This window comes from Hyphomicrobium sp. MC8b, from assembly GCF_905067615.1.
Classification (GTDB): domain Bacteria; phylum Pseudomonadota; class Alphaproteobacteria; order Rhizobiales; family Hyphomicrobiaceae; genus Hyphomicrobium_B.
The window spans coordinates 1,224,701-1,248,700 of record NZ_LR898465.1; the positions used below are offsets into that span (position 1 = coordinate 1,224,701).

General features: G+C 59.3%; 27 protein-coding genes and 1 tRNA gene. 10 read left to right on the forward strand and 18 right to left on the reverse strand.

Annotated elements, in window-relative coordinates; all coding sequences use genetic code 11:
- Positions 1-33: 33 nt before the first annotated feature.
- Positions 34-930 carry a branched-chain amino acid aminotransferase gene (locus ACLB1Z_RS05955; RefSeq protein ID WP_409562483.1) on the forward strand — a complete coding sequence of 299 codons (897 nt, stop codon included), beginning with the start codon at positions 34-36 and terminating at the stop codon, positions 928-930.
- A gap of 171 nt (positions 931-1,101) precedes the next feature.
- Here the strand turns inward: ACLB1Z_RS05955 and ACLB1Z_RS05960 are convergent, their stop codons facing one another.
- The gene (locus tag ACLB1Z_RS05960; RefSeq protein ID WP_409562484.1) at positions 1,102-1,398 is read right to left on the reverse strand and encodes a hypothetical protein; all 297 of its coding nucleotides are present in this window, start codon (positions 1,396-1,398) and stop codon (positions 1,102-1,104) included.
- Between the two features lie 290 nt (positions 1,399-1,688).
- Here ACLB1Z_RS05960 and ACLB1Z_RS05965 point away from each other — a divergent pair, with 290 nt between their 5' ends.
- Both ACLB1Z_RS05965 and arfB read left to right on the forward strand, forming a co-directional pair.
- A complete protein-coding gene (locus ACLB1Z_RS05965; RefSeq protein WP_409562485.1) occupies positions 1,689-2,066 on the forward strand; it encodes a glyoxalase superfamily protein in 378 nt (125 codons plus the stop codon).
- Positions 2,067-2,073: 7 nt separating this feature from the next.
- Positions 2,074-2,493, forward strand: a complete 420-nt coding sequence (gene arfB / locus ACLB1Z_RS05970) for an alternative ribosome rescue aminoacyl-tRNA hydrolase ArfB (RefSeq protein WP_409562486.1) — start codon at positions 2,074-2,076, stop codon at positions 2,491-2,493.
- A gap of 45 nt (positions 2,494-2,538) precedes the next feature.
- On the opposite strand, the gene ACLB1Z_RS05975 is transcribed toward arfB, so the two are convergent.
- The 5 genes from ACLB1Z_RS05975 to mnmA all read right to left on the reverse strand — a co-directional run bounded on the left by ACLB1Z_RS05975 (position 2,539) and on the right by mnmA (position 6,919).
- Positions 2,539-2,928 (reverse strand): hypothetical protein, encoded by a 390-nt coding sequence (locus ACLB1Z_RS05975; protein ID WP_409562487.1) that lies wholly within the window; start codon positions 2,926-2,928, stop codon positions 2,539-2,541.
- Between the two features lie 360 nt (positions 2,929-3,288).
- A complete protein-coding gene (locus ACLB1Z_RS05980; protein WP_409562488.1) occupies positions 3,289-4,071 on the reverse strand; it encodes a class I SAM-dependent methyltransferase in 783 nt (260 codons plus the stop codon).
- A 675-nt stretch (positions 4,072-4,746) separates the two neighbouring features.
- A tRNA-Met gene (locus ACLB1Z_RS05985) sits at positions 4,747-4,823 on the reverse strand.
- 125 nt (positions 4,824-4,948) lie between these two features.
- Complete coding sequence (locus ACLB1Z_RS05990; protein ID WP_409562489.1) at positions 4,949-5,686, reverse strand: class I SAM-dependent methyltransferase; 738 nt, start codon at positions 5,684-5,686, stop codon at positions 4,949-4,951.
- A gap of 42 nt (positions 5,687-5,728) precedes the next feature.
- Positions 5,729-6,919, reverse strand: a complete 1,191-nt coding sequence (gene mnmA / locus ACLB1Z_RS05995) for a tRNA 2-thiouridine(34) synthase MnmA (protein ID WP_409563231.1) — start codon at positions 6,917-6,919, stop codon at positions 5,729-5,731.
- 452 nt (positions 6,920-7,371) lie between these two features.
- On the opposite strand from mnmA, the gene ACLB1Z_RS06000 reads away from it, so the two are divergent.
- Positions 7,372-7,650 carry a DUF1153 domain-containing protein gene (locus ACLB1Z_RS06000; protein ID WP_013216444.1) on the forward strand — a complete coding sequence of 93 codons (279 nt, stop codon included), beginning with the start codon at positions 7,372-7,374 and terminating at the stop codon, positions 7,648-7,650.
- 68 nt (positions 7,651-7,718) lie between these two features.
- Here the strand turns inward: ACLB1Z_RS06000 and ACLB1Z_RS06005 are convergent, their stop codons facing one another.
- Together ACLB1Z_RS06005 and ACLB1Z_RS06010 are read right to left on the reverse strand one after the other, a co-directional pair.
- Positions 7,719-8,408: a hypothetical protein gene (locus ACLB1Z_RS06005; protein WP_409562490.1), complete on the reverse strand. Its 690-nt coding sequence runs from the start codon at positions 8,406-8,408 to the stop codon at positions 7,719-7,721.
- Between the two features lie 217 nt (positions 8,409-8,625).
- Positions 8,626-9,009, reverse strand: coding sequence for a hypothetical protein (locus ACLB1Z_RS06010; RefSeq protein ID WP_035575737.1), 384 nt, complete (start codon positions 9,007-9,009; stop codon positions 8,626-8,628).
- A 675-nt stretch (positions 9,010-9,684) separates the two neighbouring features.
- On the opposite strand from ACLB1Z_RS06010, the gene ctrA reads away from it, so the two are divergent.
- Positions 9,685-10,383 carry a response regulator transcription factor CtrA gene (ctrA, locus tag ACLB1Z_RS06015; protein ID WP_013946595.1) on the forward strand — a complete coding sequence of 233 codons (699 nt, stop codon included), beginning with the start codon at positions 9,685-9,687 and terminating at the stop codon, positions 10,381-10,383.
- A 94-nt stretch (positions 10,384-10,477) separates the two neighbouring features.
- Here the strand turns inward: ctrA and ACLB1Z_RS06020 are convergent, their stop codons facing one another.
- Positions 10,478-11,950, reverse strand: coding sequence for an outer membrane protein (locus ACLB1Z_RS06020; protein WP_409562491.1), 1,473 nt, complete (start codon positions 11,948-11,950; stop codon positions 10,478-10,480).
- A gap of 229 nt (positions 11,951-12,179) precedes the next feature.
- On the opposite strand from ACLB1Z_RS06020, the gene ACLB1Z_RS06025 reads away from it, so the two are divergent.
- On the forward strand, positions 12,180-12,842 hold the full coding sequence (locus tag ACLB1Z_RS06025) for an MBL fold metallo-hydrolase (RefSeq protein WP_409562492.1): 663 nt from the start codon (positions 12,180-12,182) through the stop codon (positions 12,840-12,842).
- 41 nt (positions 12,843-12,883) lie between these two features.
- Here the strand turns inward: ACLB1Z_RS06025 and ACLB1Z_RS06030 are convergent, their stop codons facing one another.
- The 5 genes from ACLB1Z_RS06030 to ACLB1Z_RS06050 all read right to left on the reverse strand — a co-directional run bounded on the left by ACLB1Z_RS06030 (position 12,884) and on the right by ACLB1Z_RS06050 (position 15,912).
- On the reverse strand, positions 12,884-13,261 hold the full coding sequence (locus ACLB1Z_RS06030) for a hypothetical protein (RefSeq protein WP_409562493.1): 378 nt from the start codon (positions 13,259-13,261) through the stop codon (positions 12,884-12,886).
- 37 nt (positions 13,262-13,298) lie between these two features.
- Positions 13,299-13,796: a hypothetical protein gene (locus tag ACLB1Z_RS06035; RefSeq protein ID WP_409562494.1), complete on the reverse strand. Its 498-nt coding sequence runs from the start codon at positions 13,794-13,796 to the stop codon at positions 13,299-13,301.
- 208 nt (positions 13,797-14,004) lie between these two features.
- A complete protein-coding gene (locus ACLB1Z_RS06040) occupies positions 14,005-14,625 on the reverse strand; it encodes a histidine phosphatase family protein (protein WP_409562495.1) in 621 nt (206 codons plus the stop codon).
- A 116-nt stretch (positions 14,626-14,741) separates the two neighbouring features.
- Positions 14,742-15,443, reverse strand: a complete 702-nt coding sequence (locus ACLB1Z_RS06045) for a SixA phosphatase family protein (protein ID WP_409562496.1) — start codon at positions 15,441-15,443, stop codon at positions 14,742-14,744.
- A 22-nt stretch (positions 15,444-15,465) separates the two neighbouring features.
- Positions 15,466-15,912: an acyl-CoA thioesterase gene (locus ACLB1Z_RS06050; RefSeq protein WP_409562497.1), complete on the reverse strand. Its 447-nt coding sequence runs from the start codon at positions 15,910-15,912 to the stop codon at positions 15,466-15,468.
- Between the two features lie 227 nt (positions 15,913-16,139).
- Here ACLB1Z_RS06050 and ACLB1Z_RS06055 point away from each other — a divergent pair, with 227 nt between their 5' ends.
- On the forward strand, positions 16,140-16,442 hold the full coding sequence (locus ACLB1Z_RS06055) for a hypothetical protein (RefSeq protein ID WP_409562498.1): 303 nt from the start codon (positions 16,140-16,142) through the stop codon (positions 16,440-16,442).
- Between the two features lie 78 nt (positions 16,443-16,520).
- On the opposite strand, the gene ACLB1Z_RS06060 is transcribed toward ACLB1Z_RS06055, so the two are convergent.
- Positions 16,521-17,099, reverse strand: coding sequence for a type 1 glutamine amidotransferase domain-containing protein (locus tag ACLB1Z_RS06060; RefSeq protein WP_409562499.1), 579 nt, complete (start codon positions 17,097-17,099; stop codon positions 16,521-16,523).
- Positions 17,100-17,192: 93 nt separating this feature from the next.
- Positions 17,193-20,036, reverse strand: coding sequence for an excinuclease ABC subunit UvrB (gene uvrB, locus ACLB1Z_RS06065; RefSeq protein ID WP_409563232.1), 2,844 nt, complete (start codon positions 20,034-20,036; stop codon positions 17,193-17,195).
- 274 nt (positions 20,037-20,310) lie between these two features.
- Between uvrB and ACLB1Z_RS06070 the strand changes: the two genes are divergently transcribed.
- Positions 20,311-20,514 (forward strand): PsiF family protein, encoded by a 204-nt coding sequence (locus ACLB1Z_RS06070; protein WP_035576045.1) that lies wholly within the window; start codon positions 20,311-20,313, stop codon positions 20,512-20,514.
- Positions 20,515-20,636: 122 nt separating this feature from the next.
- Positions 20,637-21,362 carry an SDR family NAD(P)-dependent oxidoreductase gene (locus tag ACLB1Z_RS06075; RefSeq protein WP_409562500.1) on the forward strand — a complete coding sequence of 242 codons (726 nt, stop codon included), beginning with the start codon at positions 20,637-20,639 and terminating at the stop codon, positions 21,360-21,362.
- 47 nt (positions 21,363-21,409) lie between these two features.
- On the opposite strand, the gene ACLB1Z_RS06080 is transcribed toward ACLB1Z_RS06075, so the two are convergent.
- Positions 21,410-21,919, reverse strand: coding sequence for a hypothetical protein (locus ACLB1Z_RS06080; RefSeq protein ID WP_409562501.1), 510 nt, complete (start codon positions 21,917-21,919; stop codon positions 21,410-21,412).
- Between the two features lie 125 nt (positions 21,920-22,044).
- The gene (locus ACLB1Z_RS06085) at positions 22,045-22,473 is read right to left on the reverse strand and encodes a hypothetical protein (protein ID WP_409562502.1); all 429 of its coding nucleotides are present in this window, start codon (positions 22,471-22,473) and stop codon (positions 22,045-22,047) included.
- A gap of 305 nt (positions 22,474-22,778) precedes the next feature.
- On the opposite strand from ACLB1Z_RS06085, the gene ACLB1Z_RS06090 reads away from it, so the two are divergent.
- Entirely contained in the window at positions 22,779-23,981 is a 1,203-nt protein-coding gene (locus ACLB1Z_RS06090; protein WP_409563233.1) for a pyridoxal phosphate-dependent aminotransferase, read from the forward strand.
- Positions 23,982-24,000 lie beyond the last annotated feature (19 nt).

A 24,000-nucleotide genomic window follows, 5' to 3' on the forward strand; every position in this document is an offset into this window, starting at 1 on the left:
CCAATGATAAAGACCAGGAAGGATTACGCTGGCATGGCCGACCTTATTCCGTTTCACGATCGCGACGGGTTCATCTGGATGGATGGAGCGCTCGTTCCCTGGCGCGACGCGAACGTTCATATCCTGACGCACGGGCTGCACTACGCCAGCTCGGTGTTCGAGGGCGAGCGCGCCTACGACGGCGAGATCTTCAAGCTGACCGAGCATAGCGAGCGGCTGATCGAAAGTGCCCGGATCCTTGACTTTACAATTCCGTACACCGTCGCCGAAATCGACCAAGCCTGTCGGGATGTCATTGCCGCCAACAAGCTGTCGGACTGCTACGTGCGGCCTGTGGCATGGCGCGGCAGCGAGCAGATGGGTGTTTCGGCGCAGAACTCGAAGATCCATCTCGCCGTCGCGGCCTGGGACTGGGGTTCCTATTTCCCGATGGAACAGCGGCTGAAGGGTATTCGCATCACCAATGCCGTTTACCGTCGTCCCGATCCGGCCTGCGCGCCGTCGCGCGCCAAGGCTGCCGGTCTCTACATGATCTGCACGCTCGAAAAACACCGCGCCGAGCGCATGGGCTATTCGGATGCTTTGATGCTCGATTGGAAGGGCCGCGTGGCGGAATGCACCGGCGCCAACATCTTCTTCGTCAAGGACGGCGTCATTCATACGCCGACGGCCGATTGCTTCCTTAACGGCATCACGCGTCGGACGGTCATCGAGCTTGCGAAAAAACGCGGAATTCAGGTGATCGAGCGCGATATTATGCCGGACGAGCTGGCGTCGTTCTCGGAATGCTTCATCACCGGTACGGCGGCGGAAGTGACGCCGGTTTCGGAGATTGGCGAGCACAAATACAAGCCGGCGAAAGTCACCGAGACGCTCCTGAACGACTATATGGAACTGGTGAAACCGAAGAAGCGTGTCGCTGCGGAGTAAGCCACGTTTCGAACTGTTCGGCAGATATTAGCGGGGTGCCGTTTCGACGGCGCCCCGTTTTTTGTTGGGCTTTGCATTCGTATTGGAGAGCGGTCGGGCGGATGCCGCGCAATTGTTGCGCTCTGGCCGAGACGCGTATGGCATGCCGCGGCGAATGCAGGTTTTGGAATACTACGCCTTGCGGGCTTCGATTTTGGCGTCGGTGTCGGCAGCTGGCCGGCGCAACATCAGCGGAGCGCAAATCGCGAAGAGGAAGAGAGCAATCGCCGCGCCGACCATCAGGATTGTTGTCGAGGACAGCGGCTTGTCGAGCCACAACGCGCCGACAGCGAGAATGGCACTCCAGAAGACGGCTGGAACGAGGGAGGCAATCGCGAGACCAGCGAAGCGCGACAAGCCGGACGGACGAGCCACATGCGTGGTCTCCTCAATGGCGTGAATCGCGGTCGATGTCGTCGCAGTTCGCATAGCGGCTCCTCAGCCCTAAATCAGTAATATGATTCGACCCCTAAGCTGACGGTCGGTTGCAGCTCCTCGACCAAGGCTATGTTGCGGCATTCAACAAATGGTAAATGCTGCTGCTAAAATGCTACAAATAGGGCGCAATGTAGGGCGAAATGGGGCTATATTCCGTATGCGCACTAACTGCCTTACGATCTCCTCCTGAGGGTTGTTCCCGAATTTCGCAATCGCGAATACTATGCCGCAGTTTTTAGCAATCAATAGTGGTGTTTTCCTCTGTCTACAATTTTTGATTGATGATTATGCACATCTCTCCGGCCGTGCCGATATTAAGGATATTCGACGAGGGGAAGGCCAAAGACTTCTACCTTGGCTTCTTGGGGTTCACGCTCGACTGGGAACATCGGTTCGAGCCGGGCACGCCGCTTTATGCGCAGATCACGCGGAGCGCTTGCATCATCCATCTCTCCGAGCATCATGGGGACGCAGCCCCAGGCAGCGCAGTTCGAATTGCCGTCGACGATATTGACGGCTATCACGCTGAGATCATGGAGAAGGGCTACAAGTATATGCGGCCGGGGATCGAAGCGATGCCGTGGGGGACGCGCGAGATCAAAGTCATCGATCCGTTCTTCAACCGCCTGATGTTCTTCTCGCCCGCGAAGAAGGACTAGCAGCGCGATGCGCGTTTCCGATGCGCTCGACATCGACGAAGCGGAACTCGAAGAGCGCTTCGTCAGGGCGTCGGGACCGGGTGGCCAAAACGTCAACAAGGTGTCGACGGCAGTCGAACTGAGGTTCAACCTGAAAGCCAACACCTCGATACCGCCTTACGCCCGTGAGCGCCTGAAGCGGCTTGCGGGGCGGCGGCTGACGCTTGATGGCGTGATCGTCATCCAGGCGGACCGGTTTCGAAGTCAGGAGCAGAACCGGGCGGATGCGCGTGCGCGCCTCGCTGAGTTGATTGCCGAAGCGCTAGTGCGGCCGAAGCTCAGGATCAAAACCAAGCCGTCGCGCGGGGCCCGTGAAGAGCGCATCAAAGCAAAGACCGTGCGCGGGCAGGTGAAGAAAATGCGAAGCCGTAAAGTCGATTTCGACTGAGACCGCTGTGCGGCTTCGCGAGTAACCGTCTTGTCGCCTGTTGGATCAGGCGATCACCGCAGCAATGCCGGCGGCTGTCTTCAGGAGATTGGCGAATTCGGTGAGCGTCTGCTGGAGCGGGTCGGTCGCGGCCGTATCGGTAGTCGCCGTGCTGTCGCTCGTCTGCGATGTCGCGTCGGCTTTGCCGTGGTGGCCGTGCGCACCATGAGCGTGCGATTTGCCGTCATTCGAGCCGTTGAGCATCGAAAGATCGGTTTTGAACTTGGTCGCGAACGGATTGGTGTCGGAAGGGTCGGTCGTGGCCGGTGGCGTGATGTAGGACAGGGCTGCCGTCTGACCTGCTTGCATCTGCTGGCCGGGCGAAGCCAGGAGATCGAGCGCCTGCTGGCGATAGCGTGCGTAGGCGTCCGAGTTGCCGACAGATGAAATGGACATGCGGTCTCCTATGGGGCGGGTGCATAAAGGAGGGCCGTTGATGGCCTATCGGCTGCGGTAAGCACATGCGGACGAGCCGCCGCCGATGAAACAGCGTTTTCTAACCCGCGAACCTCGCCCGAGGCTGACATTGTCATCGATTTGAGAAAAGGCAGCCGTGCATTCATGGGGGCATGAGGCAAGGAACGTTGTTATGCCCGTCCCACATGTGCTCGCGGCGGCACGGGCAGCTCAAGCTGCGGTCGTCAATCTTGCAGCGAAGGTTTATGCAGGCCCCGATTGCGACCTTCGACGTCCTACATTTTAGCTGGGGCATGGACGCCACGCCAGTTTAGCGATGCTATCGCTGGTGAATACGCCTCAAACATAGAGTTCTGGAGGCCAGCGCTCAATCACTGGGCCGCTCTTCTTTCCGATGAAGAAGATATTATCGCCGCGATTGGCGGTAGAAAGGTCATTTTTGCGGAGAAATTCGAGAGCCTCTTCCGAGGACTTTCCAAAGGTGTCAACGGTCTCCAAGCTTGTGCATTCGAATCCCGCAGCCCGCGTCAGAGCCAATAAGGCGTGGACATCGTATTCGAAGTTGTGCCGGTAGGGGCTTCGGTTCTTCATGTACTGCATGAAGAAATGCGGGCGATATCCATGCAGGATCTTCAAGACATTCTGGGAAGACGTACAATTTGGCGTTGTCATGAGCAGTGCACCGCCGGGTTTAAGAACCCTATTCAAATCTGACATCAAAAACATCGGATCGACGTCCATGTGCTCGATTACTTCGCAGCAAAGGACGAGATCAAGGCTCTCGTCCGGCAGCGGGATAGGCTCCTCTTCAAAGTTCACCGTGAGGAACGTCGACCGCATCGGAAAGCCATCCACGGTGAGTTCAAATGGTTTCCGATCTGCTTGCTCGGGGCTTGAGCGGAATTGAGTTCCATAGACAGTCTCGAAACCCATCTTGGCAAGGATGTATTGAAAGATATGGGTCGCGCCGAGTTCGAGAGCAGCGGTTCGTTCGCCATCAAAGGCATAAAGTCGTTTCAGCGTTTCAGCATAGCGAAGTTGGTGAGCGGTCAGCCATGGATTTTTGCTCTCGCCCGTCTGTTCGAGAATAGAAATGACTGTCTCGATGGTCGCGTCCTGCATCAGCATGAAGTCTCACCACATGTCCAAAATTCGTTGTCGCCTCTGTCGCGATGTCCGGGTGTCATGTTCGAGCGGGGGCGGCAGTTTGGACGTTGGCCTCGCAAATAATTGCGAGGTCGCCCACAAGCCCTCTCTCTATTGATTTTTTTAGGCACTCGCCGAAGGCGAATCCGTCGCCGATAATAACCATCCCTCGGCTTGCGTATCCACGTTCTTCAAATGCGAAACGAGTTGCGAACTCGGCGCCCAATTCCATCGAAAATATCTCCCCCCAATGCTCACATCGAAAATATTTCAATAAGCTATCGAGTCCAGGCGATAAGAACAATCCCGGTGTAGGTAAGCCGGGCGGAATTGAGCTTGCGATCGAAGGCGCCTTGCATCGTCTGCGCTGGGAGAAGGCCGAACCGTCCCAATTTGCCGGCAAATCCGATATGGTGATTTTTGCAACGGAGTGCCGGCCGCCGAGTTCGTCCTAAGATTGGAACGCAGGCATAATGACCGCGCGCGATTGCCGCGCGGGGCAATGATCATTTTCTTCACGACGCCAGGGAAGCGAGCGAGAAATGTGCGTTGGATGCACCTTTCACGCTGATTGATCGCGCCCATGCTTCGCGCTGGCGAAGGTAAGCTAGATGAGGGGAGACAAATTTTGTCGCGCTAAGGGTGGCTTATTGGTAGCGGGAGGCGGACTTGAACCGCCGACCTGCGGATTATGAGACCGCCGCTCTAACCACCTGAGCTATCCCGCCACACGCGGCGCGCTGCGCCGTCGAGGGACCGTCTATAGGGAGCGCCGTGCCTTTCTGTCAACACGGCGCGCCGTCTCAAAATGCCGCCGAACCGCTTATCTCGGCAATTGGTTGAGGGCTGGCGGCTATTCCGCCGCTTCGGGGCGGCGGGAAGCCGAACCTTCGTCCTTGCGGAAGCGCATCATCGTGAAGATGCCCCAGGGTCGGAGTGCCTTGCGGTCCATCAGCTTCAGGTCCGGGCAGACCATGACGCGCGAGACGTCGAAGACGGAATGCCAGCCGACGAGGTCGGCGAACGGTGCCATCTGGCGCTCGACCCAGCCGCGGACGCCTTCGTCCTGGCTGAAGTGATTGACCAGCATGACCTCGCCGCCGGGCTTGGTTACGCGTGCGAGTTCAAGCATCACCTTCTTGGGATCGGGAACGACGGTGATGACGTACATCGCAACCGTCGTGTCGAAGGTGTTGTCGGGGAAAGTGAGATTGCTGGCGTCCATCTCGTGGAGGCCGGAAACATTCGTCAGCTTTTCGGCTTTGACACGCTCGCGGGCCTTCTCAAGCATTTCAGGCGCGAGGTCGATGCCAACGATGTCGAGGTGTTTCTTGTAGTTCGGAAGTGACAAGCCGGTGCCGACGCCAACTTCGAGAACGCGCCCAGACCCGGAGTTGATGATCTCGACGGCATGTCGGCGGCCAGCCGTCGAAACGGCTCCGAAGGTATAGTCGTAGACAGGCGCCCATCGGCGGTAAGCGTCGCGAACCTGCCCTTCATCGAGTTGAAGAACCTTCGTTGCAGAACGCCCTTTCTGTGCTTCCGACCGCGCTGTCGCGGAGCGGAAGCTCGAAGGCTTGTTATCACTCACTGCCGATCTCCATCAGTCCGCAAACAATCTTGCTCGATGCGCCTAGCGTCCCAACTCGGCCATCGTCGTCGCAACGCGAGGCTCGGCACCGTTTGCCTTGATCGTCTTGGCAATCCAGCCCCCGCCGAGAACGCGTCCTTCCGTACCGTTATCGGCATAAAACACGCACGCCTGACCGGTCGCAATACCTTCCTCACCGTCATGAAGTTCAATTCTGACCGCAGCATTTTGCTCGATTTGCAGCAGTGCGGGCCGAAGATTCTGTGACGAACGCATGCGAACATACAGCGAAAGTCCAGATGCACCGACGTCTTCGAGCGGTTTTTCCCCGAGCCAATTGACGTTGCGGAGCATCAGGCCGGTCGTCGTCAGCGCCGAGCGCGGCCCAACGATGACTTCGTTGCGGGCGGCGTCGAGGCGCACGACGTACAGCGGCTCGGCGGCGGGGATCTTGATGCCGCGACGCTGGCCGACCGTGTAGTGAATGATGCCGTCGTGACGGCCGAGAATGCGACCGTCGAGGTGGACGATGTTGCCGGAATCGAGCGCGGTCGGCTTCAGGCGTTCGATCACGTCGGTGTACTTGCCGGTCGGGACGAAGCAGATGTCCTGGCTGTCCGACTTATCGGCGACGGGCAGATTGAACGAGCGGGCAAGCTCGCGCACATCGGCCTTGCGCATGCCGCCGATCGGGAACCACAGAGACGCAAGCTGCTCTTTTGTGATTCCGAACAGAAAATAGCTCTGGTCGCGGTCGGCATCGACGGCGCGGGCAAGGACGGGGCCGTGCTCGGTTTCGAGCCGCTGCACGTAGTGGCCGGTGACGAGCACGTCGGCGCCGAGATCCTTGGCGGTGTCGAGAAGATCGCGGAACTTGATCTCGTTGTTGCAGGTGACGCACGGAATCGGCGTTTCACCGGCGACGTAGCTCTCGGCGAACGTCTCGATCACCTTGGCGGCGAAGCGCGTCTCGTAGTCCAGAACGTAATGGGGGATGTCGAGAGCTTCGGCGACGCGCCGGGCATCGTGAATGTCCTGGCCGGCGCAACAGCTGCCCTTGCGTCCGGTGGCTGACCCATGATCGTAAAGCTGGAGCGTGACGCCGATGACGTCGTGGCCGGCTGCCTTCATGATTGCCGCGGCAACTGAGCTGTCGACGCCGCCGGACATGGCGACGACCACGCGCTTGCGAGCGGCCGGCACCGCGATGGGCGTGTTGGCGGGATTGGTCATCGTGCCGCGGCTGGCAAATGTCGTTTCAGACTGAGTCATGGTGATCAAGCAGAGGCTAGGGTAACTCAAAGCGGGCCATCGGTCGGCCCCTGCAACGCTATCCCTGTGCCGCTATCCTTCAAAAGATTGAACAGATTCAGACAACTACCGTGACGCAGCCTGGATGGCGCCACCGCCAATTCGAATAGCGTGTAATCAATAGTTCTCAAATCTGCCATCGGCAAGGCTGTGTGTCATCCGGAAGCTGCCGTTGGCCCATTTTTCGCTGAGAAAGACTTACGGTTAGCGATTGGGTCATAATGGAACAGTTCGCCTCATCGGCGCCCTATTTCAGTGGCCGGAATGTTGGAATTGGCACGCCTATTTAAGTCTTTTTCACTCAATGGGTTAGTGCTAATTTAATCGCAAACCGGTTATAACTGAGCCGTGGTCAAGAGTGTGTATCGAGTATCATGACCGAACAGCAGATGAGAGCGCGCGGGCGCTATGTGATCGGACCCGATGGGTCTCCGCTTACAGTCGCAGATCTTCCCCCGCGGGATACGAAACGTTGGGTTATTCGCCGCAAGGCTGAAGTGGTTGCTGCCGTGCGCGGCGGACTGCTCAGCATTGAGGAGGCCTGCGAGCGATATACGCTGACCGTCGACGAGTTTTTGTCGTGGCAGCGTTCGATCGACAAGCATGGTCTTCCGGGTCTTCGGGCGACGCGCCTGCAGGACTATCGCGAATAACTTCGCGATCCTCGTGAGGTGAACGCGGCGGCTCGCGCTTGCGGGCCGTTTGGCCGTGTCCAACTGTGTTACGGTTGAGAAGCAGACTGCGCGGCAGGTTTCGCCTGCGCAGCCTTGACCTTTGTCTTGGGCTTCTTCGCGGTCTTTGCCGGTTTTGTTGCCGACGCGACGGCGTCGCCTGGTGGTGGAGGCCACGCGGCGACGGTCGTCGGGCCGTGGCAGCCTTCTTCGCCTTTCGACCAGCGGGAAATGTCGTCGGTCATGGCGGCGGCGTAGGCGTCCGACATCTTGCGGTTTTCGACGGTGACGCTGGCGGTTTCTTCGCCGGTTGGCTCGATTTGAACCAGATAGGCTTTGAGCCCACGCGGGTTGGCCTGCGACGGATCACGCACGTGGATTGTGATCACGGCCTTGCCGCCGGTGCCGCGCGATGGCGCGTCGGCCGCGGCATGGAAGATATAATCTTTCTTGAGCGGTCCATTCGCCGAGAACCAGCAGGCCATTGCACCGGTCGCGATGTGCGAATAGATCGTGGTTGCCGATCCAACAGCGCCGCGAATGGGAGTGCCGGGAGGTGCTTCAGGGTCGCCGGGTGCTGTCGTTGGCGACGTCGGCATCGTGACGGGCGTGGGTGCTGTTGCAGCCGTCGATTGCGCGCCGAGCGACGGCAGTTCAGGGGTATTGCCTGCGCAACCCGATAGCGACGCAGCCAAAAGCAGCGCTGAAGCGGCCATGCATGATGGACGGCGAAGCGACATCTTCCCCCAAAGTGCAGTCCAATCGAATCGTCATTCTGAGCACTGCAACGGTACAGACTCCTGCCCGCCGCGTTACGTTTGGGCAAGGGGGCGGAGCACTTTCAGCCGCACCGCCAACAGAATTTGGAATGAAAAAGGCGGCGCCTTTCGGGCACCGCCTTGAAGCCTGCCTTTTTCTGACGGCCTACACAACCCAAGTTCGCCCGGAGCGCAAGGCTCAGCGAAGGGCCGTGAAGCCGAGCGGACGGTCGCGGCGGCCGGGGCGCGGATCGTCCATATTCTGGGACTGCTGGGAGGCCCGGGAAAACTGTTCGACGGTGTCATCGCGCTCGCGGACGGCGGCGGTAAGCTTCTCGCGGAGGCCTTCCGTCGACTGCCGGAGGTTGTCGCGGCGCTGGGCGGCGGCCTTCGCAAAGGTCGAGTAGGAGAAATGCCCGCGATCGCGAATGCCGGTGCGATCCTCTTCGAGCTGGATCTGGCGTTCCAAATCAGCAGCCATTTGATCAAATTCGCGAATAATGCGCTCGAGATCGTCAACCTTTCGGGACTTCTCTTCCACTTCTCGACGCTTCAGGCGGATGGCCAGGTCACGTGACTTCATCGTTCGATACCCCAAACACATTCGAACCCTGGTATCCAAGAAGCATGCCAGATCATTGATAAGGCTTTGCTGCTACAGCAACCAGGAAGAAATACCTTAAATCCGGCAAGAGGCTGCGTTGCAACAGCTCTTTAGGACCCTCAATACTCTAAATAACATTCTGCACTTAAGTTGCGGTAAAGCAACGCGTAACTAATTCTGATCGGTCGTTTCGTTTGGGGGCAGATTTTGGCCATAACCCATCTAGGGCAATGACGCGAATTCTGTTAGCTCTTGATTCGAGCCGTATATGGATTGCGAGGCGATTGTATAGGCCAATCAATGGGGTGGGCGCCCCAGAGAGAGGTTTCGCTTAGGGTCTGTTAGCGGGTCGAGAGGGGCAAGTTCTAATACATCGCAACTTGTGGCGGGCCGTTGTCCGGCGCGAACGGGATTACTTTGTCCCGTTATCGACGGCGCGTGACCCGAGATCGTGAAAGCCGTATCATCGGCTGCGGACGCTGACGTGTTTCGGCATTCCGACAGTATGGTGAAATAGCTAACGCGGATTAGGGTTTGTTAACCTCTCGTCGCTAACTTCCTAACGATCGCTTAGCTCGACTGTAGTGCGTTCACTTTGAGCAAAGAGCAGACATAGCGCGGACACGGATCGGATAGGGCACCAGAGGGACGGTCATGCGGGTTCTACTCATTGAAGATGATAGTGCCACGGCGCAAAGCATCGAGCTTATGCTGCAGTCGGAAGGTTTTAACGTTTACACGACGGATCTTGGGGAAGAGGGCGTCGATCTCGGCAAACTTTATGATTACGATATTATTCTCCTCGACCTGAACCTTCCCGACATGAGCGGCTATGAAGTTCTGAAGACGCTGCGCGTGGCAAAGGTCGGCACGCCAATTCTCATTCTATCGGGCCTTGCCGGCATCGACGACAAAGTTCGCGGTCTCGGCTTCGGCGCCGACGACTATATGACGAAGCCGTTCCACAAGGACGAACTCGTCGCGCGAATCCAGGCGATCGTTCGCCGTTCGAAAGGTCATGCGCAATCGGTCATCGAGACGGGCGATCTTCGCGTTAACCTCGACACCAAGACGGTCGACGTCAATAATCAGCGCGTGCATCTGACGGGCAAGGAATATCAGATGCTCGAGCTGCTCTCGCTGCGCAAGGGCACGACGCTGACGAAGGAGATGTTCCTTAATCATCTCTACGGCGGCATGGACGAGCCCGAGCTCAAGATCATCGACGTGTTCATCTGCAAACTTCGTAAGAAGCTGCAGGCAGCGACCGGCGGCAAGCACTACATCGAGACGGTGTGGGGCCGCGGCTACGTTCTTCGCGATCCGAGTGATGAAGGCTCCGAGGCCGCGTAGGCCAGAGCGTCATTGCGATCACGCGCACAGGGGCCATGACGGCCCTTGTCGTGTTTTTGGGAGGCATGCGGAGTGCAGCAAGCTTCCCACCGCGCTATTTCAACGGAGCGTCGGGCGTTTCGCGAGCGCCAAAGCGATAGTTGAGCGAGAGGCGGCCCATCTGGATGGTGGAATCGAATTTGGTCGAGATGAACTGATTGATTTGAGGAAGGTCGTTCGGCAATAACGTCACCTCATCGCGGCTGAGATCGACATAGCGATATTCGGCCTTAAGCGACAGCGACTCCCAGATTTTCGTTTCGATACCGCCGCCGACGAAGAAGCCGTCAAATCGCTGGCCGTCGATCAGCACTATACCAGTGCTCGCTCCGGAGAACCCCGCGTTGAGCGTCATCGGATCCATTCCGACGTTGGCATAGCCGACACTTCCGAAGACCAGCGTGTCGGGGGTAACGAGATATCCGAACCTGCCGCCGACCATCAGCATGTTGTCGAACTTCGAGATCGTGCCGGCGCCAACAGTATCGATGCCGTCTGTCAAGCTGAGGGTGTTGCGGTTTTTGAGATTGGCAAAGTCGGCATCGAAAAATGCGCCGATGACATAGCGTGTGTGGAGCTGGAGGTCGTAACCGACCGTGCCAGATATCAGTCCTCCGTCGCTTCCGAGGCCATCAAGGGCGACGTTGAAGATGGATCCCGGCGGCGATGAGCGATCTGCAACCGTCGCCTTATTGTTCGCGACGCCGTAGCCCGCACCGATGCCGATATAGGGACCTGTCCAATTGCTGTTGACAATCGGCGGCTGCGGATTGGTCGCGGCGTCGTTGCTGTCATCGCCGAAGCGATAATTGAGCGACAGTCGCGCCGTTTGAATCTGCGGTTTGATCGACGCGGATATGAAGTCGCTGGCACCACTGCCAGGCAGGACCGTCGCGTTTTCGGCCTCAAGTGAGGTATAGCGATACTCGGCCTTGACGCTGAATCCCTTGCCGATCAGCGTCTCGGCGCCGCCGCCGAAGAAATAGCCGTTGAAGCTTCCGACACTCGCGAGCGTTCCGCTGCCGCCGCCGCTGGCCGTTGAAACCGAGGCATCCACATCGCTCGTTTCGGCGTGCGCGTAGCCGCCCGTCGCGAAGAAGACCGTCGTCGGTGAAACCAAATATCCGACCTTGCCACCGACCGAGAGCTGGTTATCGATCTTGAATTTGGCGCTCGCGTTCAGATCGTCGGCGGGCGGGATGCCGAGCGAGACCTTTGTCTCGATGTCGGCGAAATCGTAGTCGACGAATGCGCCGACGAGCAGTTTGTTATAGAGAACGCGGTCGTAACCGGCGCCGAGGGTGAAAAAACCGCCGGTGCCGCTGAGCCCGTTGATATCCAGGCCGCCGCTTATTCCCGTCACGTCGGGACCGGGACCGATCTTCATTTCATTGTTGGTGACCCCGTAACCGCCTCCAATTCCGACCGAAAACCCATTCCAGTCGTTGGCGTGTGCCGGGTGAGAGGCGAGCCCAAACGCAGCAGCCGAAACAGCGATGCTTAGTGCAATACTGATTGTGTTCGGCATTGTTGCTTCTTCCCGTATTGAGCAAAAATTGAGCGTATGCGGACGATCGTGCGATTCGGCTTTGGCGCGGAGATGCCGAAAGGCAATGAACCATGATTATTAATTAGGCAGATTATCTGGGGGTGGTTGGGCAGAGGCCGCTGCTGTGCCGATATTTGCGCCAATGCGACGCTGCTACCTGCACCGCAAGATGCGCTAAGACCCAGGTCGGCAATACGGAGCAAATCTCATGAGCGAACCGCGCGCGAACGTTTCATCCCCGCTGCAGGCCGCGATCGTTCGCGTCACGCCGTTCGAGCAGAATTGCACCTTGATCTGGGACGAGGCGACGAAGGTCGGCGCGGTTATCGATCCGGGTGGTGATCTTGATCGTATTGAAGCCGCGATCAAAGAGACCGGCATGACGGTCGAGAAGATCCTGCTGACGCATGGGCACATCGATCATGCGGGTGGCGCGGCGGAATTGCGCGACAGGCTCGGCGTCAAGATCGAAGGCCCGCACAAGAACGACTCGATCCTGCTCGATGCACTGGAAAAGCAGGGCGAGATGTACGGCTTTTCCGGTGTCCGCAACGTCGTGCCGGACCGTTGGCTCGACGAAGGCGAGACGGTCACGGTCGCCGGGCATACGTTCGCGATTTTTCACTGTCCGGGGCACTCGCCCGGTTCGGTCGTATTCTTTAACCAGCCGCAGCGGTTTGCGCTCGTCGGCGACGTCATCTTTCGCGGCTCAATCGGACGTACGGACTTTCCGTATGGCGATCATGAGGCGCTGATCTCCGCTATCAAGACGAAGCTGCTACCGCTCGGCGACGATGTCGCCTTCATTTGTGGGCACGGTTCGCCCAGTCAATTCGGGCACGAGCGGACGAGCAATCCGTTTCTCGTATAGGGCAGAGCTTGAGGCCGCTGCCGCTAGAGATCAGAAGCCGCTCAGAACGAGAATTCGTAAGAGCCGCCCAGACAGCCGAAGATGCCGCATTCGCGGGCAAGCGAGCCATAGCCGCCATCGTCGATCGAGTTGCCGCCCGAAAAGTAGTCGATCGTCTGCACGCGCAATGTTTCTTCGCAACTGCGACGGCAGTAGGTCCAGTTGCCGCTCGGCAGCTTCACCTGCCAGCCCACCTGCGTCGGTCGAACGACGCTTCTGATCGAGCCGTTGCCGTAGCGGCTATAGGCCGTGATGATCTGGCCCGGCTTATAGTTTGTTTTCAGACGGCCGATGCCGCCGGCATCTGCAACCGGAACAAGCGCCGTCGTGCCGAGCATAGCGGCGAGGGCGGGTACGAGAGCCAGCAGTCGTGCGCGCATCGAAATCTCCAATTTCCGGAAGTGTGGCAGATTCCCGTTAACGCGACATGGAAATGTGCACGCCCTTGAACGACGGACCGCTGGAAGCGACCGTCACTGAATGCGTGCCGCCCGAAATCGAGACGGTCATCGTACCGGTGATGCCGCCACTGATGGCGAGCGTCATCCGGCTGGCCGTCGCGCGTCCCTGCACGGTGCCCGACTGATTGTATGTCCGCTCTTCCCAACTGCCGCTGACGGCGCCGTTGGTATCGACGAGATTGGCGCGCAGTTCCAATTTGGCAGACGCGTTGGCGCAGCGGATCGAGAGCCCGAGGTTATGCGGGTTGCCGTTGTTGGTGTAGTATCCCTTGCAACGCAGGCTTTCGGTCTTGCCGTCATCGAAGCGGGCCGTGCCAGAGCCGCCCCACGTTCCTGCGAGGGTGACGAATGGGTTGTCCGATGCGGCCCATGCCGGTGCCGCCGAAACTGCTAAAGCCACGGCGATGGCGGAGGTCCACGCCGACACCGACGTTGCACATCTCAGATTGCGCATCACGTAAAGCCTTCCTTCCCAGAATGCGGGCTGCACAAGCGGCGCGCATTATTGTCTGATGTTCGCCGTTTTGCGAGCCGTATGCATGTAGTTCGCGTTCACGCCGAAATGTGTGGCCGCGAGGCGACACTAAAAGGGTAATGGCCGGCGCAGCCCCCCGTATATGGGGGCGATTCTACAGTACTCCGGTTTCATTTTGATGCCGGTTTTAGAACGGATTGACGATCTGTGCGACGATCGGTGGCGCATCCGTTTTGGGGTCGTAGCGGAAATCCAGGATGAGATTGAAGCAGTCCTGAGGCCAGAGATCAGGATAAGACCCTTTTTGCGCGCCCAGAAGGGACGCGATCTCCGGCAGCTTGCCGTGATGCCAGCAGATGACGATGGTCTTGCTGCGATACTCGGGCTTCGAGAAAATCTCTGTGACGAGCGAACGGAACTGCTTGTCTTCGATGTGGTATTGAACCTCAATGCCGAGGGTGGCGGCGAGCGGTTTTACCGTTTCGATCGAGCGGATCGACCGCTTCGAGCGCGCGGCTGCATAGATATAGTCTGGTTTACCGAAGACTTGCGGAATATAGGTCGCCAGCCGTTCGGCACGCTTCATTCCGTCTGTCGAAAGATAAATGTCGTCGGTTTTGCCGGTCTTCTCGGCGTGGCGCATCAACAGGATGCGGCCAGGACCGCCATCCGGGTGGCACGTCGCGGTTATTTCCCTGTACCCACACCAGGCTTTCCAAAGCGCGCCAAGCCAGCCGCTGTTGCCGTCGGCACTTTTTTCCTCAGAACTCAGCACGTCGTGTCCCTCAACGGTGTCATCGCGGCGCATATCCGCATCGGCGCCCGGCCCCAACTAAGCACGCGCCCGCGTGTAGTCAGAGATGCTGGAAGCGTCAATGCGACGACGATCTGCCGGCGTTTCAATCCGGCAGTTACGCACGGCGATCAAAACGGTTCGATGACGCGCGACACCTTCGGAGGTTTGCCGGAAAAGGGATCGTATTGGAGGTCGAGGACAATGTTGTAGGCGTTTTTCGGCCAAGGATCGGGATAGCTGCCGGCCGGTGCGCCGAGCAGCGCGGCGATGGCGGGCAATTCCTTGTGGTGCCAGCAGATGACGACCGTCTTGTTCTTGAAGTCTGGGTCGTTCAGGATCTCATCGATGAGATCGCCGAACTCATCTTTGTTGAAATAATCCTGGATTTTGAGGTCGAGTGCGTCCGCGAGCGGTTCCATCGTTTCGTGGGGCCGGTCGGAATGTTTCGATCCCGCAGTCGCGACGATGATGTCGGGCTTGCCGAAGGTTTCGGGGATGTACGTCGCCAGGCGCTTGGCGCGTTCGACGCCGGCATCCGAAAGGTCTTCGTTATCGGGGTCGTCGGTCTTGTCGGCGTGACGCATCAGGATGATGCGCTTCGGGCCGCCCATGAAGTGATCAATCGGCGCAAGGTCGCTCGCCTTTTCGCGCGCAGGCGTGCAGACGCTGCAAACGCGTGCCGCGTCGGTTTTCGGAAAGCCGAGCGCAAGCAGGCCGACGTGAAGGCCATCAGCAATATCGGCAAAGTCAGTGCCGAATGCTGCTGTCGCGAGCGCCGCCATTAAAACGGCCGCGGGAAGTACGTGCCGGTAGGCGAGACCATGTCTCATGTTTTTTCCCTTCAGCGGGAGTTTAGACCCAGGTTGAGCCATTGCGCGGGTCGGGCAGGGGGCGCGGCCGACCGTTGTCATCGAGCGCGACGAACGTGAAATGCGCGCGCGTCACGCAGGCTTGAACTTCGCCGTCACGCGGACGCCGCCATGCCTGGACCTCGAACGTCATTGATGTGCGGCCGCGCTTCGTGAGGAGCGCCCAAACCGTTACTTCATCACCGACTTTGACGGGGGAGTGAAAGCTCATGCCTTCGACGGCGACCGTCACGCAGCGACCCTGGCTGAGCCGGGCGGCGGCGTTTCCTGCCGCGAGGTCCATCTGCGACATGATCCAACCGCCGAAGATGTCGCCCGCCGGATTGGTGTCGGCGGGCATGGCGATCGTGCGAATGACCGGGTCGCCAGACGGCGTCGTGATATCGGCAGCCGTCGGGTTCTGGCTGGCGTCGGGTTTTTCATCTTTCATGTCCGCGACCCCTCTTTTGAAGCGTTTCGCGGCTTCCCGGCACGCGACGTCACATTACGAATGTCATCTGAACAAATATCCGGACTTGGCCGCCGGGGCTATGCGCCGGACGGGCGCGGTCCAAAAGGCCATGTCCGAAATCGGTATGGCGTCAACCCTTGTGCAACCTTCGTTGCCTAATTTCGGCAGTCGAACCGTTCTTTTCGATTCGAAAACGAGACCGCACGATGAAATGGGCAACGCCTGATCGCGAACTTCTGCAGCAGCTTGCAGATATTCCGGAGGTGACACTCAGCGGCTTTTCCGTCCGGGAAGGCTTGGCTGGCACCGGTGTGACAGTTCTCAAGGGCCGGGACTATTTCGGCAGCTGGCGGACCGTCGATACGCAGCTCGTCTGGGTTCCGGCGAACCTGACGGAGCCGGGTCACATCGTCGAGACGGTGGACGAAGCGCTGCGCCAGACGCTGCTGATGATCTTAAAGAGCCTGCAGATTTCGCCGAAGAAGCCGCCGCGCGCACTCGCGGGGTGAGGCGGTTTGCAAAAGTAGAAATGGCCGCTAACGCAGCGGCCACTTCGTATCATCGCGTTTTGCAAATTTGAGACGACGCTAGGCCGCGAGAACGGCGCGGTCGTGTTTGCCTTCCTCGATTTCCTCGATGATCTTGGCGACGAAGGCTTCGAGGTCACCGGGGTTGCGGCTCGTCACAATGCCTTGGTCGGATACCGCGGGTTCGTCGGCCCATTGTGCTCCAGCATTCAGCATGTCGGTTTTGATTGAGGCGTAAGATGTCGCTTTGCGGCCGCGGACGGCGTTGGCTTCGATCAGCAGCCACGGAGCGTGGCAGATCGCAGCGACGACTTTGCCTTCCGCCAAAAATGCTTTGATGAGTTTCACCGCCTCAGGACTTTGCCGGAGCGTGTCGGGGTTCATCTGCCCGCCAGGAAGTACGATCGCATCGTAGAGCGACGTTGAAGCTTCGCTCAGTTCGACGTCGACTTTGACGGGCTTGCCCCAGTCTTTGTTCTCCCAACCGATGATCGAGTCTTTCTGTTTGCGCTCCTTCGGTGCTGCGACATGCACAAGCTGCGCGACGGCTTTCAGCTTCTCGCGCGGAACGTCGAGTTCGGATTGCTCGAAGCCATCAGTCGCTAGAATAAGGATTTTCGCTTTCGAGATCTTTGGCATTGGAGGTTCCTCGATTGCTGCACAACTGAGGGACAACCATGTGCATCAGGCGAGGTTCCCCGCAGTGCGAAGAACGCCGTTATTGTCGCGTGTTTATTGGCCAGGGCGGCCGGTTTTACGCGGGCGGCCGCGGCGTTTCTTCTTCTCGCTATCGTCGTCGAATTCCCGCGTACGTGTCGGCGTCGTAATGCGTGACGGTTTCTCTCCGGACTTCACGGGCAGCGATGCGTGCGGGCCCATCTCGTCGAGGGTCGGCTTGTGCGGCCCGGAAATGCGTTCGCCGAATGCGCCAGCTTTCGCGCGGCTGTCGACGGTCGGCGCGCGAGCAGGCACAGGGCGATCTGTTCCTGGACCCATGTCGTCGAGCGAAGGTTTCTTGATGCGTGATGTGGACTGAGCATGCGTCGGCTGAACCGGCTCGTATTCGTTCTTTACGCGTGAAGAACCGGCAGCCGGCGGCACATTCGCTTTCGCGCCGTATTTTCGTTCGCCTTTGAAGCCGCCGGACTTGTCCTCGATCTCCGACTGGCGCGCGAGCGGGTCGTCGGAGATTGCGAGTTCCGTTTGCTGCAGGCGTTTGATCTCGTCGCGCAAGCGCGCGGCGGTTTCGAATTCCAGATCGGCGGCGGCTTCTTTCATGCGCCGTTCCATGTCGGCGATGACGGCGTGTAGGTTGTGTCCGAGCGTTTGCACTTTGTCGCCGTCCGCGAGACCGGCATCGACTGTCACATGATCTTGCTCGTAAACAGACTGCAGCACGTCGGCGATATTCTTCTTCACGCTTTCCGGCGTGATGCCGTTGGCTTCGTTCCACGCCATCTGCTTTTCGCGACGGCGCGTCGTTTCGGCGATGGCTCGTTCCATCGAGCCTGTGATCTGGTCGGCGTAGAGAATGACTTTGCCGTCAACGTTACGCGCAGCACGGCCGATGGTCTGCACAAGGGATGTTTCCGAACGCAGAAAGCCTTCCTTATCCGCATCGAGAATAGCGACGAGGGCGCATTCGGGAATGTCGAGACCTTCGCGCAGCAGGTTGATGCCGATGAGCACGTCGAACGCGCCCAGACGGAGATCGCGGATGATCTCGATACGCTCCAGCGTTTCGATGTCGGAGTGCATGTAGCGGACGCGCACGCCGTTCTCGTGCATGTATTCGGTAAGGTCTTCGGCCATGCGTTTCGTCAGCACCGTGACGAGCGTGCGATAGCCCTTTTGCGAAACCTGGCGCACTTCATCCAACAGATCATCGACCTGCGATTTCGCGGAACGCACTTCGACGATAGGGTCGATCAGTCCCGTCGGGCGAATGACCTGTTCGGCGAAGGTGCCGCCGGTCTGTTCCAGTTCCCAGCTCGCGGGCGTCGCCGAGACGAACACCGACTGCGGGCGCATCGCGTCCCATTCTTCGAAGCGGAGCGGGCGATTGTCCATGCAGGACGGCAGGCGGAAGCCGTACTCGGCGAGCGTCGCCTTGCGCCGGAAGTCGCCGCGGAACATGCCGCCGATCTGTGGGACCGTGACGTGGCTTTCGTCGGCGAAGACGAGGGCGTTATCGGGCAGATATTCGAACAGTGTCGGCGGCGGATCTCCCGGATTGCGGCCCGTCAGATAGCGCGAATAGTTTTCGATGCCGGCGCAGGACCCAGTCGCTTCCATCATTTCCATGTCGAAGGTCGTGCGCTGTTCGAGGCGCTGGGCTTCGAGCAGCTTGCCGGCATTGTAAAGCTCGTCGAGGCGCTGCTTCAGCTCAGCCTTGATCGACTTGATGGCCTGCTGCAGCGTCGGCTTCGGCGTCACGTAGTGCGAGTTGGCGTACAGTTTCACGAGCGCCAGCTCGTCGGTCTTCGTGCCGGTCAGCGGATCGAACTCGACGATGCTCTCGATTTCGTCACCGAACATCGAGAACCGCCAGGCACGATCTTCTAAGTGAGCCGGAAAGACTTCGACGGTATCGCCGCGCGCGCGGAACGAACCGCGGATGAAATTGTGATCGTTGCGGCGATAGTGAAGTGCGACGAGGTCGGCCAGCAATTGATCGCGCGAAAGCTGTTCGCCCTGGCGCACCGTGAACGTCATCGCAGTGTAGGTTTCGACCGAACCGATACCGTAGATGCAGGAGACGGACGCGACGATGATGACGTCGTCGCGTTCGAGCAGCGCGCGGGTCGCGGAGTGGCGCATCCGGTCGATCTGTTCGTTGATCGAGGATTCCTTCTCGATGTAGGTGTCAGTGCGCGGGACGTAGGCTTCGGGCTGGTAGTAATCGTAATACGAGACGAAATACTCGACCGCGTTGTCAGGAAAGAAGCTCTTGAACTCGCCGTAGAGTTGGGCGGCGAGCGTTTTGTTCGGCGCGAGGATCAGCGCCGGGCGCTGCGTCGCTTCGATGACGTGTGCCATTGTGAACGTTTTGCCGGAGCCCGTCACGCCGAGCAGCACCTGATTGTGCTCGTGTTTGCTGACGCCTTCGACGAGTTCGGCGATGGCTTGCGGCTGGTCGCCTCTTGGCTGAAACTCGGACGCGATTTTGAAGCGTACACCGCCTTCACTCTTTTCCGGCCGGTCGGGGCGATGCGGAACGAACGTCGGCATGCCGCCGGAGACGATCGGATGCGTCGCCATGAGCGGCTGGCGGGCGAGGATTTCGCGGGCACGATCGGTTCGCTCCTCGGGTTTGGTGAGGAGGGCCGTCAGGCTGTCGGTCAGGCTCTCGCTGCCCATGGGCGGGCGCGGTCCGGACTGGCGCAGGGCGGGCAGGCTAGGAAGGCCGTTGGCCGATTTGTGGCCCGAGAAGTCGGCAGGCGCAAAATAGGCGCTCGATTCCGCAAAGCCCGGCGTGCCTGCTTCCGTCTCGATGGGCGGAGCAGTCGGTTTTCCCGATTTGCCGCGGGAGGCGCGGGGGGCCTTGCGGCCGGATGCTTTCGATGAGGGCGACACGGGGTAAATATAGGAAATGCCTAGCGGTCCATAAATGCTGTTTTCACGCCACAGTGTCACGGCCAAGCAATAGTACGAAATTGCGAGCCTCGCTGTCCGCAAAAATGTTCTCCTTACGGAACAGTATGTTCGGTCGTGCCAAGTGGCGTGATAGCGAAACGGAAACCGGGAAGGGGCGTTACATGCGCGTCTGTCCGGCGGGGGGGCGATGAACCTGCCAAGCTGGGCTTTGTCGGTTCATCGGGGCGACCCTGAAAAAAACATGGAGACCACAATGATCACCACACGTTTGATCGCTGCAGCCGTTGCGGCCACATTCGTTATTGGCGCAGGCGCAGCGGTTGCTGCCGAGAAGACGCGTACGCCGGAATCGATCGAATGCTCGAAGCAGGCCGACGCGAAGGGTCTGCACGGCAAAGAGCGCAAGACGTTCCGCGCGCACTGCAAGGCCGAGATGAAGAAGGCCAAGAAGAGCTAAAAAAGCTTTTTCTTCTGATACGTCTAGGTGAGAGACCCCGTCGCTTGCGGCGGGGTTTTTGTTTGGTCGCTCGTCCGGCGTTATGTTCGGTTGCGAAAACGCTGGGCAGAGGTCTCATGGTGATGGGCAAGGACGCAAAGCTCGCACTTGTAACGGGCGCAAATCGCGGCATCGGCTTTGCGATAGCGTGCGGGCTTGCGGCGGGCGGGGTGCGTGTGCTGGCGGGTGTGCGTTCCACTGAGAAAGCCCGCGAGGCAGCCGACGCGTTCCGCAAGGCCGGCGCGGCGGTCACCCCCGCTGTGCTCGACGTGGCAGATGCGCGGCGCATTCCAGAGGCGCTTGATGGCATCGCGCGCGATCACGGTCCGATCGACATTCTCGTCAATAACGCCGCCGTTCTCATCGACGGCCCCGGCGGGTTTGCCGCCAGCCTGTTCGACATGACCGACGATGTCTTTCGGCGAACGTGGGAGACGAATGTCTTGGGGCCTTCAGCAATCATTCGCGCGCTGGTTCCGGGTATGATGGCGCGAGGGTTCGGGCGGGTCGTCAACATGTCGTCGAGAGCGGGGCAACTGAACGGGATGAGCGCCGGATTTCCCGCTTATCGGGTTTCGAAAGCGGCGCTCAACGCGCTGACGCGCATTGCAGCGGCTGAAACGGCTGCGTCGGGCGCGGATGTGAAGATCAATGCGTGCTCGCCGGGATGGGTGCGGACCGGAATGGGCGGAGCGGAAGCGCCGCGCTCGCCAGCCGAAGGTGCGGAAACTGCGATCTGGCTGGCGACGCTTGCGAGCGACGGCCCGAACGGCGGCTTTTTCGAAGATAAGAAGGCGCTGGCTTGGTAAGCGCCGTTTGGCGACCAAGCTGAACGATCAGAATTACAGCACGAAAATCAGAGCGTGCGGCCGCTGCGTCCGCCAGCCACGACCGGCAATCCGCTCTGCTGAATTTCCATCACGAAACGGACGGGCCGGGCTCCTGAATCGTTCAGATCACGGGCAGTGACGAGAACGAGGTGCGTCGGGGTCGTCGAGGTGTCGATCTGGGTGATCTGCGGCGTGAAATCGGAGACGGTCGAAACTTCGAGCGTGCGATGGACGCCGCCAAGATCCAGCGAAATCTGATCCCCGACCGAGACCGCCTTGGTGACGGGCGTGGTGCCGTCACGCATGGCCGAAAGCCAGAAGTCTTCGGAGCCAGAAACCGGCGTCGTCGGTGCGAGAGATGCGACCTGTCTGACTTGTTTGGTGTGAATTTCGGCGCGGTCGTTCAGAGCCGTTTGAAAGCTCGAGCGGAGGACCGACTCGCTGCTAGCGAAAAATAACGCCAACCCGGCGAAGGCCACTGTGGAACCAGCCGCCAAACCCAACCAAAGAGGGCGCGTTACTTCCTGCTTCGTCATGCTTCCGTCTCCAGCATTCCTATCAGGGCAACAACCGGTCCAAATGCAACCTTGTTGCTATCCTCAGACGTACAGGCGAGATTACGGCAATTCAATAGCGCTGCTCGCCTCATCAGCCAATAACTCTATTTCGTGAGTGGGAAACGCCGGGTAGGGACCGCATAAGCGCGCTTCAGATGCCGCAGAATAGCCAAGTTTAGCGCTGTCATCAGAGAAAATGCAACTCCAAGTAGGCCCCATGCGGCCATTACGCTTGTTTGGCGATAAACGGCGTCGGCCGAGGACGTCGCGGTCGCGATCTGGACAATGGGCTGCGGACCAGGCTGGGCGACGGCCTTTTCAGCCGCGGATTTCTGAGCCGCCTGGGCGACGCCGGTGAAGGCTGCGGGCACGATCCCGGCCTTGGCGTGATTGCAGATCAGTGTCGAACTGACGATCGTGAAGAGGAGACCTGCCGCGACGGCGTCCACCAGGGGACGCACGAGGCGGCGATATTTCGGATGAGCGCGAGTTTTCGCGCGCGGAGGCGTTTCCGGATCAGCACTCACACTCATTGTCTCAAGACCTCCCGCTCAGCATCAACTTGGTAATGACATTCCATTAAAGCAAAGTTGACCTTTGCATCTGGGCGGACGTGGGTTCGGATTGTGGCGCCGGTGGATCAATTGGTTGGTTCTCACGAATTCGTCCGCACTTCGTGTCCCGCCTGCATCATGATCTCACGATGGCGATAAGAGCCCTGCAAAAGCGCGACTTGCGGCGCGGATACATTGCAATTAGGGTCCGCGCCGCTTATCTCGCCGCTGCGAAATAGGAAGTCTTGTCCGTTTCCTCACCTCGTTTACAGGTCGCTTCGATCATGGGCTTCATCGCCGACAGTTTGAACCGCATCCAACCGTCCGCAACCATCGCCGTTTCGACCAAAGCGCGCCAGCTCAAGGCGCAGGGTCGGGACATTGTCTCGCTGTCCGCGGGCGAGCCGGATTTCGATACGCCGCCGAACATCAAGGACGCCGCCAAGCGGGCGCTCGACGAGGGTAAAACAAAGTACACCGACGTCGACGGTATCCCCGAATTGAAGGCGGCCATCGTTGCCAAGTTCAAGCGCGACAACAGTCTCGACTACAAGCCGAGCCAAGTTTCGGTCGGCACGGGCGGCAAGCAGGTGCTCTATAATGCGCTGCTTGCGACGCTCAACCCGGGCGACGAGGTCGTCATTCCGGCGCCATGCTGGGTGTCCTACGCCGATATCGTGCTGCTCGGCGGCGGCAAGCCGGTTTTTGCCGAGACGACGCTCGAAAACGGCTACAAGCTGACGGCGGATGCGCTCGAAAAGGCGATCACGCCGAAGACGAAGTGGTTCATCTTCAACTCGCCGTCGAACCCGACCGGCACCGCCTATTCGGCTGCCGATCTGAAGATCATTACGGACGTTCTTCTTCGTCACCCGCACGTCTGGGTGCTGACCGACGATATGTACGAGCACCTGCTTTATGATGGGCTTGAGTTCGCAACGCCGGCGCAGGTCGAGCCGAAGCTTTATGAGCGGACGCTGACGATGAATGGCCTGTCAAAGGCTTACTGCATGACCGGCTGGCGTCTCGGTTATGCCGCCGGTCCGGAAATACTGATCAACGCCATGCGCAAGCTGCAGTCGCAGTCGACCTCGAACCCGTCGTCGATCGTGCAGTGGGCGGGTGTCGAAGCTCTGAACGGGCCGCAGGACTTCATTGCTGCCAACAACAAGATCTTCGTCGAGCGACGGGATCTCGTCGTCAGCATGCTCAACCAGGCGAAGGGCATCCAGTGTCCGAAGCCGCAAGGCGCGTTCTACGTCTATCCGAGCATCAAGGCGACTATCGGCAAGACCAGCAAGGGCGGCACGGTCATCAAGGACGATGAAGCTTTCGTGACGGCCCTTTTAGAAGAAGAGGGCGTCGCCGTGGTTCACGGTGCGGCGTTTGAAGGCTCGCCATCATTCCGCGTTTCTTATGCGGCTTCGACCGAGTCCTTGAAGGACGCCTGCACCCGCATCCAGCGGTTCTGCGGAAATCTCAGCTAAAAAACATAAAGCGCGCGAT